The following is a 15,035-nucleotide window of genomic DNA, read 5'->3' on the forward strand; positions in this document are numbered from 1 at the left end:
CTGGAGGAAACATGTCCGACAAGAAAAAACTCGTTAGCGTAGAAGAAACCCGCCTGGCCTACATGGCCGGGATGCTGCTCAAGGAAATCGCGGACGGCCTGTCCAAACGCAAGTTCGAATTCAAGACCGCTGACGGCCCCGTTACGGTGACCGTGCCCAAGGATGTGGATATCGAGTACAGCGTGGTGCAGAAAGACAAGGAAGGCGAAACCAAGACCAAGCTTGAAATCGAGATTTCCTGGTAATCCTGAACGAAACAAGCGTTCGGATAAATGACCTGACTCAAGAACTTTGCCCCCCGCCGAAGATTTCGGTGGGGGGGCTTTGCTTTTGCTGCCTGCGCGATCCGGGACCTTGTGCCCGTTCGACCAAGACCGCGTGACCTCCCTTGACGAGGTCAACGCGGTGTGGAGGGACGCTGCTTCCCGAGCGTCACATGAGCGATGGCAGGAAGGTCACTATCTGGGGGATGAAAAACAGGATGGCGATGCCGATGACCGTGGCCACCAGGAAGGGATAGATGCCGCGAAAAATGGATTCCAGGCTGATGTTCTGTTTCATGGCCGTGGTCACGCCGTAGACCACGTAGACGTTGATGCCCACGGGCGGCGTGATGACCCCCATTTCCGTGACCAGCACGATGATGACCCCGAACCAGATGGGATCGTAGCCAAGGTTCATGACCACTGGATAGAAGACCGGGACGGTCAGCATGATCATGGCCAGGGAGTCCATGAAGCATCCGCCGAGAAAATAGATGAACACGATGATGGCCATGACCGCCAGCGCGGGAATTTCAAGACCGCCGATGTAGCTCGCCGTGGTGAAGGGGATGCGGGTCACGGCCAGGAATTTCCCGAAAACCACGGCTCCGGCAACCAGGAAAAGAATCATGCACGAGGTGCGCAAAGTCTCTTCCAGGGACTTGAAAATCAGCCGCACGTTCAGCTGACGCCGTACCAGTCCCAGCACCAACACGCTAAAAGCGCCCACGGACGCAGCTTCGGTGGGGGTGAACCAGCCCTTGAAAAGCCCGGCCAGGACAACGGCGAAAATGATGATCGTATCGATGAGACCGGTCAATGATTTGATTCGTCTGCGCCATGAAAAGTGCTCGGCTGCGGGCCCGAAATCAGGATGGCGGCGGCACGTGATCCAAATCGCACACAGAAACAGCCCAGTCAGTATGAAGGCAGGCAGGATGCCGGCGACGAAAAGCCGTCCGATGGATTGTTCCGTGAGCACGCCGTAAATGATCAGCACCACGCTCGGCGGCATGATCATTCCAAGCCCACCACCCGCAGCCACCGCTCCCGCCGCCAGGCGATCGCGATACCCAAAACGCTTCATTTCCGGGATGGCCACAGTGGCCATGGTCGCGGCCGTGGCCGGACTGGATCCGCAAACTGCGCCAAAGGCGGTGCAGGCCGAAACCGTGGCCATGGCCAGTCCGCCTCGGATGTGTCCGAAAAAATGGTAGGTAGTCGTGAAAAGACGCCTGCTTATGCCTGCGTTGAAGGCCAGTTGCCCCATGAGAATGAAAAGGGGAATGGTCGTCAGGTCGTAGGAGACAAAAACCTCGTACATGCTGCGGCTGAGCATGTTCAACCCGCCCTGAACGGAAGTCAGCACGGAAAATCCCACAAAGCCGACCACACCCATGACAAAAGCCACGGGCATGCGCGTGGCGAAAAGCAGGAGCATGATCGCTATGCCCAAAAATCCGATTCCGGCCGGGCTCATGAGTTTCTCCTTTGCAGCACGAATTGCAGAAGGTCGACGAACATGGTCAGGGTTGCCACGGCGAAGCATGCGCCAAGCGCGTACAGGAAGAGATACTCGGGCAAACCCAGATTCATGGAAACCTCACCGGAAAGATGTTTGTCCCGGGCATACGCCAACATCATAACCGTAACTGTGGCGAAAAAAATGACGGACAGGGTTTCGCGGAACAGTTTGAGCCGACGGCGCACCTTGGTGGACATGAGCTGCACGAAGACCTCCACCCCGATGTGCGAGCGATGTGAATGCGCGTACGGCAGGGAGAGCCCCAACGCCAGAACGGCCAGAAAGGTGACGATCTCCTCGGAGCCGAAAATGGGGCTGCGATTCAACCTGCCTGTAATATCGGCCACGGTCAGCAGCGCCATTCCCAGAAGACACAGGCATCCGCCGATGCGCATCACGCTTCCGATACGTGCCAGAATTTTTTCAACGATCTCCACAAGCATTCTCCAGACTACATGACGCAGGGGCAGGAGCCTTGCGGCTCGTGCCCCTGCAACACCTTGATATTTTGAAGACTATTTCAAGTTGGCGCGCATGAAATCAAGCACGGCCTTGCCGTCCGCTCCGGCCTTGGCGCATTCGGCCTCGTATTCACCGAAGATGGGCTCCATGGCCTTGGTCCAGCGTTCGGCCTCGGCCGGTTCCAGGGTGACCACGGCGTTGCCCTCCTGGGCCAGGAAAAATTCCAGGCCTTCCTTGTCGCTGTCATCCCAGGCTTTTCCGTGCCTTGGAATCCAGTCCTGGCTGACCTCGGTCATCGCTTTTTGCACCTCGGGGGAGAGTGAAACCCAGACATCCTTGTTGATGACCACAAAAAAAGTGGTCGTGTAGGCCACGGCGGTGGTGTCCGTTAAATAGTCGACGACTTCGCCCATCTTCCAGCCCTTGTTGGTCTCGACGGGATAGATTCCACCATTGACGACGCCCTTCTGGATGGACTGGTAGGAGTCGGGCATGGACATGGCCACCGGATTGCCGCCCAGGGCGGAGATGACGCTTGCGCTGTTGCCGGTGGCGCGGATCTTCATGCCCTTCAGCTCTTCCATGGAGATCACGGCCTTGCCGGCGGTATGCAATTTGCCCGGTCCATGCGCATGAAAATAAAGGACATGCACGTCGTCGAATTCCTTGGGCTTGAACTGGTCGTACACTGCGTTGGCCAGCGCCGTGGCTTGCACGCCGGTCGTGTAGCCCATGGGCAGATCCACTCCGGACAGGACCGGGAAACGCCCCTTGGTGTAACCGAGGGCGGACAGACCGATATCCGAGATGCGCTGCACCACGCCGTCATAGCAATCCTTGGGCTTGGTCAGGGTGCCTGCCGGATAGTAGTCGATGACGACCTGACCGTTCGAGCGGGCCTCGACCTCGCGGCACCACTCCTCGGCCAGAATCGACTGGATGTGGGTCGGCGGGAAGAAGTTGCTGTAGGACAGCTTGGCGGGTCCCGCGGCGATGGCCTGCGCCGAAAATCCCAGAACGACGAAAGCCAGGGTCGCGACTCGTAAGAACAGCCTCATGACAATAATCCTCCGTGTGAAAAGTAAGACCGCGCACCATGCGCGAGCCTGATTATTCCTGGGTATCCAGGGCGTTGGCCAGAGCGAGTTTCATGGCTGCCCGGCGAAAATCCTTGCGGTCGATGGTCCCCGTCCCGAGCAGGGAATGGATCAGAAATCCCTCGAACAGGGCCGTGTTCAGGGCGCCGATCTTGCGCGCCGGATAACCGCTGCGCACATACGGCGCGACAATGTCATCAAAAATTTCGTTGGAGAGACGATACAGGGACTGGTTGAGCTGCGCGCGCAGATCCTCGTTGCGGGAGGCATGGATGGTGAATTCGAGAAAGATCGAACTCCAGTTGCGGTCATCGATCATGGTCACCAGAAAATCGAGGATACGGTCCATGACCTCTTCAAGGCTGCGCGCATCCTGCAACGCGGCATCGCGCATGGCGCGGTAGGACTGCATCTTGATGGCGATGATGGCCAGCATGATCTCGTCCTTGCTTTGCCAGTGCCGATAGAAATTACCCTTGGCATAGCCTGCGTCCGAAGTGATCTCGGCCACAGTGGTAGCGACAAAGCCCTTGGCGGCGAAAAGTTTTTCCGCCGAATCGAGCAGCTCGCGCTGGGTCTGGAGTGATTTTTCCTGCTGTTTTCTGGCCACTAGGCTTCCTTTTTTGGACAATGGTCATAAAGTGACCCAAAGTCATTTTGTGACCAAGTATTCTTGTAGCCCGAATCTGTCAAGCGCCCACCACCGAGGAGGATTTCTTGACAGCCCCCTGGGCCCCGACTAGCGTCTTTTCCACTTCGGATACCTTAGGGTGTAAAAGGGAATCCCGTGCAAATCGGGAGCGGACCCGCCGCCGTAAGTTTCAAAAGCCATCCTCCACGCTGTCCACTGGGATCAATCCTGGGAAGGACGAGGATTGGTGAAACGAGCCGGAAGACCTGTCCGAGGTCCAACCACAGTTTGTGCTGCCTGCAACGGGGGATTTTTGCGGGCCGCGCCCTTGGACGTCAGTCCTTTTCTCTTCTCACTGCCCCCGCCAAACCTGGAGGTCTCATGTTCAAAGCCTCGCATGTTTGCGGACTCTTTCTGTTCATTTTTCTGCTCGCCCTGTGCGGCCCGGCCCTGGCCGGACACAGGGAGCGGCCGCCCAAAAAGGGAATCCTGCTGGTGGCCTTCGGCACGACCGTGCCCGAAGCGCGCAGCGCCCTGGATCACCTCGGAGAGAAAGCGCGGCTGCGCTTTCCCGGCATTGAAATCCGCTGGGCCTATTCTTCGCGCATCGTGCGCGAGAAACTTGCCGCCCAGGGTCAGGACTTCGATTCTCCGGCCATGGCCCTGGCGCGGATGATGGACGACGGCTTCACGCACGTGGCGGTACAGTCCCTGCACACCATCCCGGGAGAGGAATTCCACGGCCTGCAACGCACGGTACAGGCTTTTTCCGGCCTGCCCAAGGGCATGGACAGCGTGGTCCTGGGCCTGCCGCTGCTGGCCGAACCCGCCGACGTCGAAGCCTGCGCCTCGGCCATCATGGCCAGTCTCCCGGCGGAACGAAACGCGGGCGAAGCCGTCGTCCTGCTGGGCCACGGCACCCACCACCCGGCAAACATCTATTATCCAGGCCTCCAGTACTCCCTGAACCGACACGACCCGCTGGTCCTGATCGGCACCGTCGAAGGCACGCCGTCCCTGGACGACGTGCGGCAGGTTCTGAAAGACCGCAAGATCTCAACTGTCTATCTTGCGCCCTTCATGGCCGTGGCTGGGGACCATGCACTGAACGACATGGCCGGAGACGAGGAAGACTCCTGGAAATCCGTGCTCACCTCCGACGGCCTGACCTGCATTCCGGTCCTGCGCGGAACGGCCCAGATCCCGGCCTTCGTCGACATCTGGCTGGACCATCTACAGGCGGCGCTGGAGCGCCTGCCCTAGCCCCATGAACGACAGGCGACACACAAGGGCATGGCTGGCCATGGCGGCGGCCGTGCCCCTTTCCATCTATGCAGCCCTTTTTTTCGGGTCCTACCCCCTGCCCGCCGAGGCCATCCACAACGCCCTCGCGGCCATGCTCCATGGCCAGATCGAGAGTCAGGAACTGGTCATCGTGCGCGACATCCGTCTGGGCCGCATCCTGCTTTCGTTCCTGACCGGCGCTGCATTGGCCGTATCCGGCGGCGTTTTCCAGGGCCTGCTGCGCAACCCTCTGGCCGACCCGTTCACCCTCGGGATATCCAGCGGCGCGGCCTGCGGCGCGGCCCTGGCTCTGGGCATGGGATGGACCGTGGCGGGGCTTTCGACCCTCCCGCTGGCCGCGCTTGGCGGAGCGTTCGCGGCCATGACCCTGGTCCTGGCCATGAGCAGACTGGCCGGAGACTTCTCCCGCGAGAGCCTTGTTCTGGGTGGGATCGTCGTCTCCACTTTTCTCGGCGCAGCCATCGCCCTCATCAAGTCATTGAACGAAGAGTCGGTGGCGGCCATCGTGTTCTGGATCATGGGCAGCTTCCAGGGGCGGGGGTTCGAGCACGTGGGGCTCATGCTGCCGTACATGATCGCAGGCTCCGCCCTGGTCCTTTTTCTGGCCCGGGAGCTCGACATCCTGGGCCTCGGGTCCGAGCAGGCGGCACAGGTCGGCGTGTCCGTGGGACGGGCGCGCATCGGCCTGCTCATCGGTGCCGGAATGCTGACCGCCGCGGCAGTCAGCGTCTCCGGCATCATCGGCTTCGTCGGCCTTGTGGTGCCCCATCTGGTGCGCATGCTCATCGGACCGGACTCAAGGCCCCTGCTTCTTTTTTCGGCCCTGGGCGGAGGAATCCTGCTGCTCTGGTCCGACGTTCTGGCCCGCACCATTCTCTCCCACGGAGCGGAATTGCCCGTGGGCGTGGTCACAGCCCTGTTCGGAGGCCCCTTCTTCTGCCTGATCATGGCCAGGGGACGCAGGCCGTGAGCACACCAATGATCGACATCCGGAACCTGAGCGCAGGCTACAAGGGACAACCCGTGCTGCGCGGCATCTCCCTTAACGTCGGGGAAGGCGAGTTCACGGGCATTCTCGGTCCCAACGGCAGCGGCAAGACGACCCTCATCCGCGCCCTGTCCGGAGTCCTGCCTTACGCTTCCGGCAGCATCCACATCGCGGGCCATGACGTACGTGCCCTTTCGGCCAAGGCCCGGGCCCGGCATTGCGCCACCGTGGCCCAGAAAAACCCGGGACTTTCCGGGGTGCGCGCCATGTCACTGGTGCTCATGGGGCGCTACCCTCATATTTCATTCCTTGGCGGCTACTCCAGGCACGACTACCTGCGCGTGCAGGCGGCCATGGAGGAGACAAGCTGTCTCGATCTTGCCGAGCGCAGCACCGAAGCGCTCTCCGGCGGAGAGCTGCAGCGAGTCATCACGGCCAAGGCCCTGGCCCAGGACACCAGACTCCTGCTGCTGGACGAGGCCGCGTCCAACCTCGACGTGGCCCGGACCATGGATCTCTACGAGCTGCTGCGAATCAAAAATGCCGCCGGACTGACAATCCTGACCGTGGCCCACGACCTGAATCTTGCCGCCCTCTATTGCCAGCGACTGGTCTTTCTGAAAAACGGTTCCGTCGCGGCCGATGGACCGACCCGCGAAATTTTCACGGCCCAAACCTTGAGTGACATATATGAAACACCCCTCGCCGTGGCGGAGCATCCCCTCACCGGGACTCCCCAAGCTTATCTGGTGCCTCGTGCTTAACCTTTTCCTGTTTCAGGCGGCAGCGGGCGCAACCTCCCTGGACGGGATCTCCGTCATGGACGATGAAGGCCGCCGGATACGCCTCGATGCGCCCGCGACCCGGATCATCGCCCTCTACGGCGCGTTCAACGAGATCCTGGCCGACATGGGCCGCGAAAACCTGCTCATCGCCCGCACCGCCAGTGACGACCTGCCCCCGTCCATCGCCGGCAAGCCGTCCATCGGAACACATTTGCGGCCCAACGCGGAGCTGATCATCGGCCTTGCGCCGGATCTTGTCCTGCAGCTCGGCGGCCGGGGCGAGGCCATGGAGCCGGTGCGCTTTCTGGAAAAACGGGGCCTCAAGGTCGCGGTCTTCGATCTTGAGAATTTCGACCAGCTATTTTCCGTCATGGAGCGCCTCGGCACTCTGACCGCGAGCACGGATCAGGCCACGGAACGCATCCACTTCATGCGCTCGGAACTTGCGCGCATCGAAGCCCAAAACCGCCCACCCCGACCTAAAATCTTCTTCGAGGCTCGCTACCCCACGCTCCTGGCGGCAGGACAGGGCTCCATGGCGTCGGAGATAATTTTCAAGGCCGGCGGGGAAAACTGCGTCGCCGCCCCGGACAAGCTCGTGCGCCTGGGTGAAGAGGAGCTCCTGCGCCTCGCCCCCGACATCTACCTCATGCAGGCGGGGCCCATGAACCCGAGCCCCGTACCCATGACCGATCGCAGCCTCTTTCGCACCCTGGACTGCGTGAACTCCGGCCAGGTCCATGTCGTGGATCAGAAGGTCTTTTCCCGACCCGGCCCGCGCAGCCTTGAGGCCGTGCGCCAACTCTCAAACATCATTTCAAACTGGAAAAAGGAGGTCCGACCATGAGCGGCCATCTCTACGGCATCGGCGTTGGACCAGGAGACCCGGAACTCTTGACCATCAAAGCGGCGGGAATCCTTGGCCGCGTGGACGTCATCCTCGCGGCGTCCTCGACCAAGAACGACGACTCACTGGCGCTGGACATCGCACGTCCCCATTTGAAGCCGGACGCGCGCGTCATCCGCCTGGGCTTTCCCATGAGCCGCGACGAGGGCACCCTGCAATCCGCCTGGGAGGAAAACGCCCGTCTGGTTCTCCATGAACTTGCCGAAGGACACGACGCGGCCTTTTTGACCCTGGGCGACCCGCTGCTCTATTCGACCTTCGCCTACCTGCTGCGCACCCTGCGCGGCCTGGCCCCGGAGCAGGCCGTGACGGTAGTTCCCGGCATAACATCCTTTCAGGCCGTGGCGGCGGCCACTGAGACCGTGCTGGCCGAAAGCGCCCAGAACCTGCTCATCCTGCCCGGCATCCGCGACGCCGCCGATCTGCGCAGGAGCCTGGAGAGTGCTGACAATGCCGTCATCCTCAAGGCCTACACGAACTTTTCTGCCATCCGCGAAGAACTGCGCAATTTTCCGACCCCGACCCATTGCGTTTTTGCGTCAAGAATGGGCATGAAGGAACAGTTCATTACGCGCAGCCTGGACGAGGCGCCGGACAATCCGACCTATCTCTCGCTCATGCTGCTGACCAAAAACGACTCACTTTGAACCAAGGATAAGTTTATGCCCAAAGCCATCGTCATTGCCGGAACTTCCAGCGGGTGCGGAAAAACTTCCGTCACTCTCGGCCTGATGAAAGCTTTCGCCCGCAAGGGCCTGGTGGTGCAGGGCTTCAAGTCCGGCCCGGATTTCATCGATCCCGGACTGCACCGCCTGGCCTCGGGCCTGCCCAGCCACAACCTGGACGGCTGGATGCTCTCGGCCGATGAGATCCATCGCATCTTCCGACGCAACCACGAAGGTTGCGACATCTCCATCATCGAAGGAGCCATGGGCCTCTTCGACGGCATCGGTGCCGTCAGCGAGGAAGGCTCGGCCGCGCAGCTGGCCAAGATTCTGGGCGTGCCCGTGATGCTGGTGGTCAACGCCCGGGGCATGGCCCGATCGGCGGCGGCCCTGGTCAAGGGCTACGCCCAGTTCGACCCGGACCTGCGCCTCGACTCCGTGCTCTTCAACATGACCGGCAGCCCCACCCACGGACAGATTCTGGCCCAGGCCATGGATAACCAGGGCGTGCGGGTGCTGGGCAGCCTGCAACGCCAGGCCGATCTGCCCCTGCCCTCGCGGCATCTCGGGCTGGTCACCGCCGAAGACCTGGACCGCCGCGAGGAGCGCCTGAACGCACTGGCCGACTGGGTCGAAAAATCCATTGATCTGGACGCCTTGCTGGAGGCCCTGCCCGAATATTCGCTGCCGTCCCTTAGCGATGGCGGGGTCAGGATGCCGGAAATCCGCATCGGATACGCCCGCGACCGCGCCTTCTGCTTCTACTATGAGGAAAACCTGCGCATGCTGCGTCAGGCCGGGGCCGAGCTGGTGCCCTTCTCGCCGCTGCACGACACGAACCTGCCCCCGGCCCTCAAAGGGTTGTATCTGGGCGGAGGCTATCCGGAACTGCACGCGGCGGAGCTTGCCGCCAACACGGTCATGCTCGGCAAAGTCCGCGATTTCTGCGCCAGCGGCAAACCGGTCTACGCGGAATGCGGCGGCTTCATGTACCTGATGCGCTCCCTGCGCACTCGCTCGGGACAGGAACATGACATGGCCGAGGTCTTTGATTTTTCCTGCTCCATGGAAAACCGTCATCAGGCGCTGGGATACCGCGAAATCAGGCTCACCGCCCCCACTGCGCTGGGCGCTCCCGGAGCACAGGCCAGAGGTCATGAATTCCACTATTCGCACATGAGCGGCAGCGACCCGGCCGCCGCCCAAGTCTACGAGGTTCATGACCGCTGCGGAAAGACCAATGCAAGCGGCGGATACCAAAAGGGCAACTGCCTCGGATCCTACGTGCATCTGCATTTCGGCTCCAATCCGGACATGGCCGCCCATTTCGCCGGAGTCTGCGGGGCATGACCCTGCGCCATGGCTTCACCACTGGCACGGCGGCTTCCGCTGCCGCCAAGGCTGCGGCCACGCATCTGCTCACGGGCCGCGCCCTTGAGCGTGTCGAGGTGCCGCTGCCCATTGGCGAACGCATGAGCATCGCCATCCTTGAGAGCCGGATCGACGGAGACGCTGTCATGGCCGCCGTGGTCAAGGACGCAGGCGACGACCCGGACGTGACGCACCGCGCCGTGATCCGCGCGCGGGTGCAACGCGGCGCAGGATCAGGCGTGACCTTGCGCGGCGGGTCCGGCGTGGGCGTCGTAACCCGGCCCGGCCTGCCCGTTGCCATCGGCATGCCAGCCATCAATCCCGTGCCCCGCGAGCAGATCACCAAGTCCGTGACCGAGGCGCTGGACGACGCCCTTGCCCCGGGCGCCAGCGAAAGCATTGGCCTTGAGGTCGAAATCCGCGTGGACCGAGGGGAAGAATTGGCCCGCAAGACCTTCAATCCGCGCCTGGGCATTATCGGGGGAATCTCCATCCTCGGCACCCGGGGCACGGTCAAGCCTTTCAGTAACGCGGCCTATCAGGCCACCATCCGCCAATGTCTGGATGTCATGCAAGCCTGCGGGGTGACCACACCCTGTCTGACCACGGGCGGACGCAGCGAACGCTTCCTGCGTCAGGCCCGCCCGCAGACACCGGAAACGGCCTGTGTCCAGGTGGCCGATTTTTTTTCCTACAGCATGCGCGAAGTCGGTCGGCGCGGATTTGGCTCCGTGCTCTGGGGCGTCTTTTTCGGCAAGCTGGTCAAACAGGCCCAGGGACACCGCTACACCCACGCCCGCAGCGCGGAGCTTGACCTTGGCATTCTGGCGAGCTGGTGCGCGGATTGCGGCTTCGACCAACATGTCTGCCGGGAGGTCGCAGGCGCCAACACGGCCATGCAGGCCCTGGAACTGCTGTCCCCCATGCCCCGGAGCAAGGCGCTCTTCACTCTGCTTACAAACAAGGCCGCCGACGCCGCCCGCACCTTTTGCGGCCGCGATCTGCGCGTGGACTACATGCTCTTCGATTTCACCGGTCAAATCCTGCACCAAACCCGGGAGGCCGCATGATCCACGTCATCGGTCTGGGTTTGTCCAGCGAGCAGCGCTGCCCCCGAATCATGGAACTGATCCGGGAGGCGGACCTTGTGGCTTCGGGAAAACGTCTTCTGGATGACTTGGAAATCGCCGAAAATCGCCGTCTGCTCCTGACCGGCATGGACGCATTCGCAGCCGCCATCCGCGCACGGGCTGAAAGTGCAAGCGTCTGCGTGCTGGCCGACGGCGACCCCCTGCTCTACGGCCTTGGCGCGAGCCTGCTGCGCTACTTCGCCCCTGGCGAGCTGACATTTCATCCCAATGTCTCGGCCATGCAGACAGCATGCGCCCGTTTCGGCCTGCCCTGGCACAACTGCCGGACCTTGTCCCTGCACGGCCGCGAAGACCTGACCCCGCTCTTTGCGGCCCTGACGCACGACAACCTGATGGCTCTGTACACGGACCAGAAGCACAGCCCCGACGCCATCGCCAGACTTTTGCTGGAACGCGGCGTCACGGGCTGGCGCATGAACGTGGCCGAGGCTCTGGGCGGCCCCGAAGAAAAGCTGAGCACCCTCGCCCTGACCGAGGCCGCTCAATGTACCTGGCACGCCCTGAGCATTGTTGTCCTCGAACGCACGGGGAACCCTGCCCTACCCCTCAGGCTGGGTCTTGATGAAGACGCGCTGACCCACAACGACGGGCTCATGACCAAGCAGCCCGTGCGCGCCTTTGCCCTGTCCCTGTTGCGCCTGCCTCCGGACGCCTTCATGTGGGATCTGGGAGCAGGCAGCGGAGCCGTAAGCCTGGAGGCCGCGCGGCTCCTTGGCAAGGGGCGCGTGGTTGCGGTGGAGCGTCAGGCGGAACGGGTGCGGCACATCAGGGAAAATGTGGAACGCACAGGGGCTTGGCTGGTGGAGGTGGTACACGGCAGTTTGGAGGAGTTTTTGGGGAATGGGAATTTTGGGGATTATGGGAAGAATAGGAATTATAGGACCTATGGGTCGTATGGGACCTATGAAAAGGCAGCCGAAGCGCAGGATGGCCATGCAGCGTGCCCTAAACATACGTCCTATAGGCCCCATATGTCCCATTCTTCCTATTCTTCCCATTCTTCCCATTCTTCCGCCCCCACCCACATTTTCATCGGTGGCGGGGCCTCGGCCCCCGTTCTTGCGCAGTGCGCCGCCCTGCTTTCTTCCGGCGGGCGCATGGTGATCGCCGCAGTGTTGCTCTCCACCCTGGAGACCGCACGCACTGTCTTTCAAGAACTGGGCTGGCCCTTGAAGGTGCATCAGCTCATGCACCACGCCGGGTCCCCCCTGGCTGGCGACCTGCGGCTTACCCCGTCCAACCCCGTATTTCTTCTGGAAACCCAAAAACCTTCAAGCGACACATGAATATTTCCCCTCAGGTTTATTTTATCGGCGCAGGTCCCGGAGATCCGGACCTGATCACGGTGCGCGGCCGGGACCTTGTCGAACGGGCGGATCTGGTGCTCTATGCCGGTTCTCTTGTGCCCGCCGAGGTGGTGGGCTGCGCCCGGCCCGGAGCCGTGGTCGCGGATTCGGCGGGCATGAGCCTCGAACAGACCCATTCCCTGATGCTTGAGACGGCGCGCAAGGGCGGAATCGTGGCGCGGGTGCACACCGGCGATCCGTCCCTTTTCGGCTCCGTGCGCGAACAGATCGCGCTGCTGGACCGTGACGGCGTGCCCTGGACCATCATCCCCGGCGTGACCGCCGCCTTTGCCGCAGCGGCCAGGGCCGGAGTGTCGTTCACCGTGCCCGAGACCACTCAGAGCCTCATCATCACCCGCCTGCACGGCCGCACCCCGGTCCCGGAATCAGAAAGGCTGAGCGAACTGGCGCGGCACGGCTCGTCCGTGGCCGTGTATCTTTCAGCGGACAAGGCCGGGGATCTGGCCGATCAATTGCGTCAAGCCGGATCGCCGGAGAACACGGTCATCGTCATCGGGCACAAGGTTGGCCATCCCGGGGAAAAAATCATCCGCACCACCCTTTCGGAACTCGAAGAAAGCGTACAGGCTGCCAACATCACCCGTCAGGCCGTATTTCTGGTCCTGCCCGGAGAGACCGCGCCGCAGATCCAGTCCAGGCTCTATGACGCCTCGTTCGGCCACGGATTTCGCGAGGCCCGGCGCCCCCGAACCTGGCCACGCATGGCCATCTACGCCATGACCAGCCAGGGCCTTAGCCTGGCCCGGCGCATCGCCGCCATGGCCCCGGCCGATCTTTTCGCCACCGTCCGTCTGGTCGAAGACCGCCCCGGCCATGACCGGGTGCAGGGCTTTGAACGCATCGCCGATCAGGTTCGGGTCAATTTCCCTCTCTACCACGCCCACGTTTTCGTTGCCGCCACCGGCATCGTGGTGCGAAGCATCGCACCCCTGCTCCAGTCCAAGACAACAGACCCGGCCGTGGTCGTCTGCGACCAGAACGGCGAACACGTGGTCAGCCTCCTGTCCGGCCATCTCGGCGGGGCCAACGACCTGGCCCGGCGCATCGCCGCCCACGTCGCGGGCCGTCCCGTCATCACCACCGCTACGGACACAGCCGGCAAGCCCGCCATCGACACCCTGGCCCAGGCCCGCGACTGCGCCATCGCGGATCCTTCCCGCCTGGCGGGGCTGAACAGCTTATTGGCCGAGGGCGGACGCGTCACGGTGCATGACCCGGAAAATCGTCTGGGCCTGTCCGGAAACGAGGATTTGAAAGATTCCTTCGAACTGGTGGAGGAAGCACAGGCGCAGGTGCTGGTCAGCTGGAAAAACGCCAAGGCCTCGGGCCTGGTCCTGCACCCGCGTTGCCTCTGCGCCGGAATCGGCTGTCGTCGGGGCGTCTCCCGCGAGGAAATCCTGGGGGCCCTGAACCACGTCATGACTCTGCATGGCCTGGCTTTAGACAGTCTGGCCGCGCTGGCCAGCGTTGAACTTAAAGCGGACGAAGAGGGGCTGCTGGAAGCGGCGCAGGAGCTCGGCCTGCCCCTTGAATTCTTTGAAGCGTCGATTCTCGATGAAACAGAAGTCCCCAACCCCTCGGAGCGGGTGCGGGAAAAAATAGGAGTGGGGAGCGTATGCGAAGCAGCAGCCATCCAGGCCGCCCTGAAATCAAGCCCGGCGGCGCGTCTCATAGTGCCGAAGACAATAAGCGGAAACGTGACGGTGGCCATATGCCTGGCCGGTTGACCGTGATCGGCCTTGGGCCCGGCAGCTCGGCGCTGCTCGCCCCCATGGCCCTGTCCTGTCTGATCCAGGCCGGAGCGGTTGTCGGCTATGACCGCTATATGGAGCTGGTCGATCCTGACCTGCTCAAGGGCAAGACCCTTTTTTCAAGCCCCATGAAGAAGGAAATGGAACGCACGGCCAAGGCCGTGGAATTCGCCCTGGCCGGACTCGACACGGTCGTGGTCTCCTCCGGGGACAGCGGCATCTACGGCATGGCCGGACTGGTCCTTGAATTTCTGGAACGCGAGGGGCTCCTGGACGTCGTCGAGCTTGAAGTCGTACCGGGCATCCCGGCCCTGTGTGCGGCGGCTGCGCTGCTCGGCGCCCCCCTCATGCACGACTTCGCCTCCATCTCCCTGTCCGATCTTTTGACTCCGCTGCCGACCATCATGAAGCGCATCCGCTGCGCGGTCGAAGGCGATTTCGTCATCGCCCTCTACAACCCCAAATCCCGCAAGCGCGATTCCTATCTTGGACAGGCTCTGGCCATCGCGACCGAGCATCGCGGCGAGGGCACTCCCGTTGGCTTCGTGCGCAACGCCTACCGCCCGGATCAGGACGTACGCGTCGCGACCCTTGGCACCTGCGATCCCGAGTGGGCCGACATGCTGACCACCGTCGTCATCGGCAACAGCGCGAGCCGCCTGGCCGGAAAGAAGATCCTCACCCCACGCGGCTATTTCGAAAAATACGGATAGCTGACTGTTGAAAAATTCAATATTCGCAGGCGTTCAAAAATGGTGAGATGCAAG

The 15,035-nt window shown here is 62.2% G+C and carries 15 protein-coding genes and 1 riboswitch; of the genes, 11 read left to right on the forward strand and 4 right to left on the reverse strand.

Features of this window, described 5'->3' with window-relative positions; all coding sequences use genetic code 11:
* The first annotated feature begins 11 nt into the window (after positions 1–11).
* Positions 12–245, forward strand: coding sequence for an amphi-Trp domain-containing protein (locus BMZ40_RS12395; protein ID WP_092376184.1), 234 nt, complete (start codon positions 12–14; stop codon positions 243–245).
* Between the two features lie 187 nt (positions 246–432).
* On the opposite strand, the gene BMZ40_RS12400 is transcribed toward BMZ40_RS12395, so the two are convergent.
* The 4 genes from BMZ40_RS12400 to BMZ40_RS12415 form a co-directional block, all read right to left on the reverse strand.
* The gene (locus BMZ40_RS12400; RefSeq protein ID WP_092376187.1) at positions 433–1,743 is read right to left on the reverse strand and encodes a TRAP transporter large permease; all 1,311 of its coding nucleotides are present in this window, start codon (positions 1,741–1,743) and stop codon (positions 433–435) included.
* A complete protein-coding gene (locus BMZ40_RS12405; RefSeq protein ID WP_177193155.1) occupies positions 1,740–2,225 on the reverse strand; it encodes a TRAP transporter small permease in 486 nt (161 codons plus the stop codon). The genes BMZ40_RS12400 and BMZ40_RS12405 overlap by 4 nt, the downstream gene beginning before the upstream one ends.
* A 78-nt stretch (positions 2,226–2,303) precedes the next feature.
* A complete protein-coding gene (locus BMZ40_RS12410; RefSeq protein WP_092376192.1) occupies positions 2,304–3,308 on the reverse strand; it encodes a TRAP transporter substrate-binding protein in 1,005 nt (334 codons plus the stop codon).
* 52 nt (positions 3,309–3,360) lie between these two features.
* Positions 3,361–3,957, reverse strand: coding sequence for a TetR/AcrR family transcriptional regulator (locus BMZ40_RS12415; protein ID WP_092376195.1), 597 nt, complete (start codon positions 3,955–3,957; stop codon positions 3,361–3,363).
* 131 nt (positions 3,958–4,088) lie between these two features.
* Positions 4,089–4,266, forward strand: a riboswitch (cobalamin riboswitch).
* 93 nt (positions 4,267–4,359) lie between these two features.
* Here BMZ40_RS12415 and BMZ40_RS12420 point away from each other — a divergent pair.
* Genes BMZ40_RS12420 through cobJ form a run of 10 tightly spaced genes read left to right on the forward strand, consistent with a single transcriptional unit; the run spans position 4,360 to position 14,981 of the window.
* A complete protein-coding gene (locus BMZ40_RS12420; protein WP_092376198.1) occupies positions 4,360–5,241 on the forward strand; it encodes a sirohydrochlorin cobaltochelatase in 882 nt (293 codons plus the stop codon).
* A 4-nt stretch (positions 5,242–5,245) separates the two neighbouring features.
* On the forward strand, positions 5,246–6,253 hold the full coding sequence (locus tag BMZ40_RS12425; RefSeq protein ID WP_092376201.1) for a FecCD family ABC transporter permease: 1,008 nt from the start codon (positions 5,246–5,248) through the stop codon (positions 6,251–6,253).
* A complete protein-coding gene (locus tag BMZ40_RS12430; RefSeq protein ID WP_245751105.1) occupies positions 6,250–7,035 on the forward strand; it encodes an ABC transporter ATP-binding protein in 786 nt (261 codons plus the stop codon). Before BMZ40_RS12425 ends, BMZ40_RS12430 begins: the two co-directional genes overlap by 4 nt.
* Positions 7,028–7,903: an ABC transporter substrate-binding protein gene (locus BMZ40_RS12435; RefSeq protein WP_092376207.1), complete on the forward strand. Its 876-nt coding sequence runs from the start codon at positions 7,028–7,030 to the stop codon at positions 7,901–7,903. Before BMZ40_RS12430 ends, BMZ40_RS12435 begins: the two co-directional genes overlap by 8 nt.
* On the forward strand, positions 7,900–8,610 hold the full coding sequence (cobI, locus tag BMZ40_RS12440; RefSeq protein WP_092376210.1) for a precorrin-2 C(20)-methyltransferase: 711 nt from the start codon (positions 7,900–7,902) through the stop codon (positions 8,608–8,610). The genes BMZ40_RS12435 and cobI overlap by 4 nt, the downstream gene beginning before the upstream one ends.
* A 15-nt stretch (positions 8,611–8,625) precedes the next feature.
* Positions 8,626–9,978, forward strand: a complete 1,353-nt coding sequence (locus tag BMZ40_RS12445; protein ID WP_092376213.1) for a cobyrinic acid a,c-diamide synthase CobB — start codon at positions 8,626–8,628, stop codon at positions 9,976–9,978.
* On the forward strand, positions 9,975–11,069 hold the full coding sequence (locus BMZ40_RS12450) for a cobalt-precorrin-5B (C(1))-methyltransferase (protein ID WP_092376216.1): 1,095 nt from the start codon (positions 9,975–9,977) through the stop codon (positions 11,067–11,069). The genes BMZ40_RS12445 and BMZ40_RS12450 overlap by 4 nt, the downstream gene beginning before the upstream one ends.
* Entirely contained in the window at positions 11,066–12,436 is a 1,371-nt protein-coding gene (cbiE, locus tag BMZ40_RS12455) for a precorrin-6y C5,15-methyltransferase (decarboxylating) subunit CbiE (protein WP_092376219.1), read from the forward strand. Before BMZ40_RS12450 ends, cbiE begins: the two co-directional genes overlap by 4 nt.
* Entirely contained in the window at positions 12,433–14,244 is a 1,812-nt protein-coding gene (gene cobM / locus BMZ40_RS20115; protein WP_092376222.1) for a precorrin-4 C(11)-methyltransferase, read from the forward strand. Before cbiE ends, cobM begins: the two co-directional genes overlap by 4 nt.
* A complete protein-coding gene (cobJ, locus tag BMZ40_RS12465; RefSeq protein WP_092376225.1) occupies positions 14,229–14,981 on the forward strand; it encodes a precorrin-3B C(17)-methyltransferase in 753 nt (250 codons plus the stop codon). Before cobM ends, cobJ begins: the two co-directional genes overlap by 16 nt.
* The last annotated feature ends 54 nt before the right edge of the window (positions 14,982–15,035 follow it).

Source organism: Desulfomicrobium apsheronum, assembly GCF_900114115.1.
GTDB lineage: Bacteria > Desulfobacterota > Desulfovibrionia > Desulfovibrionales > Desulfomicrobiaceae > Desulfomicrobium > Desulfomicrobium apsheronum.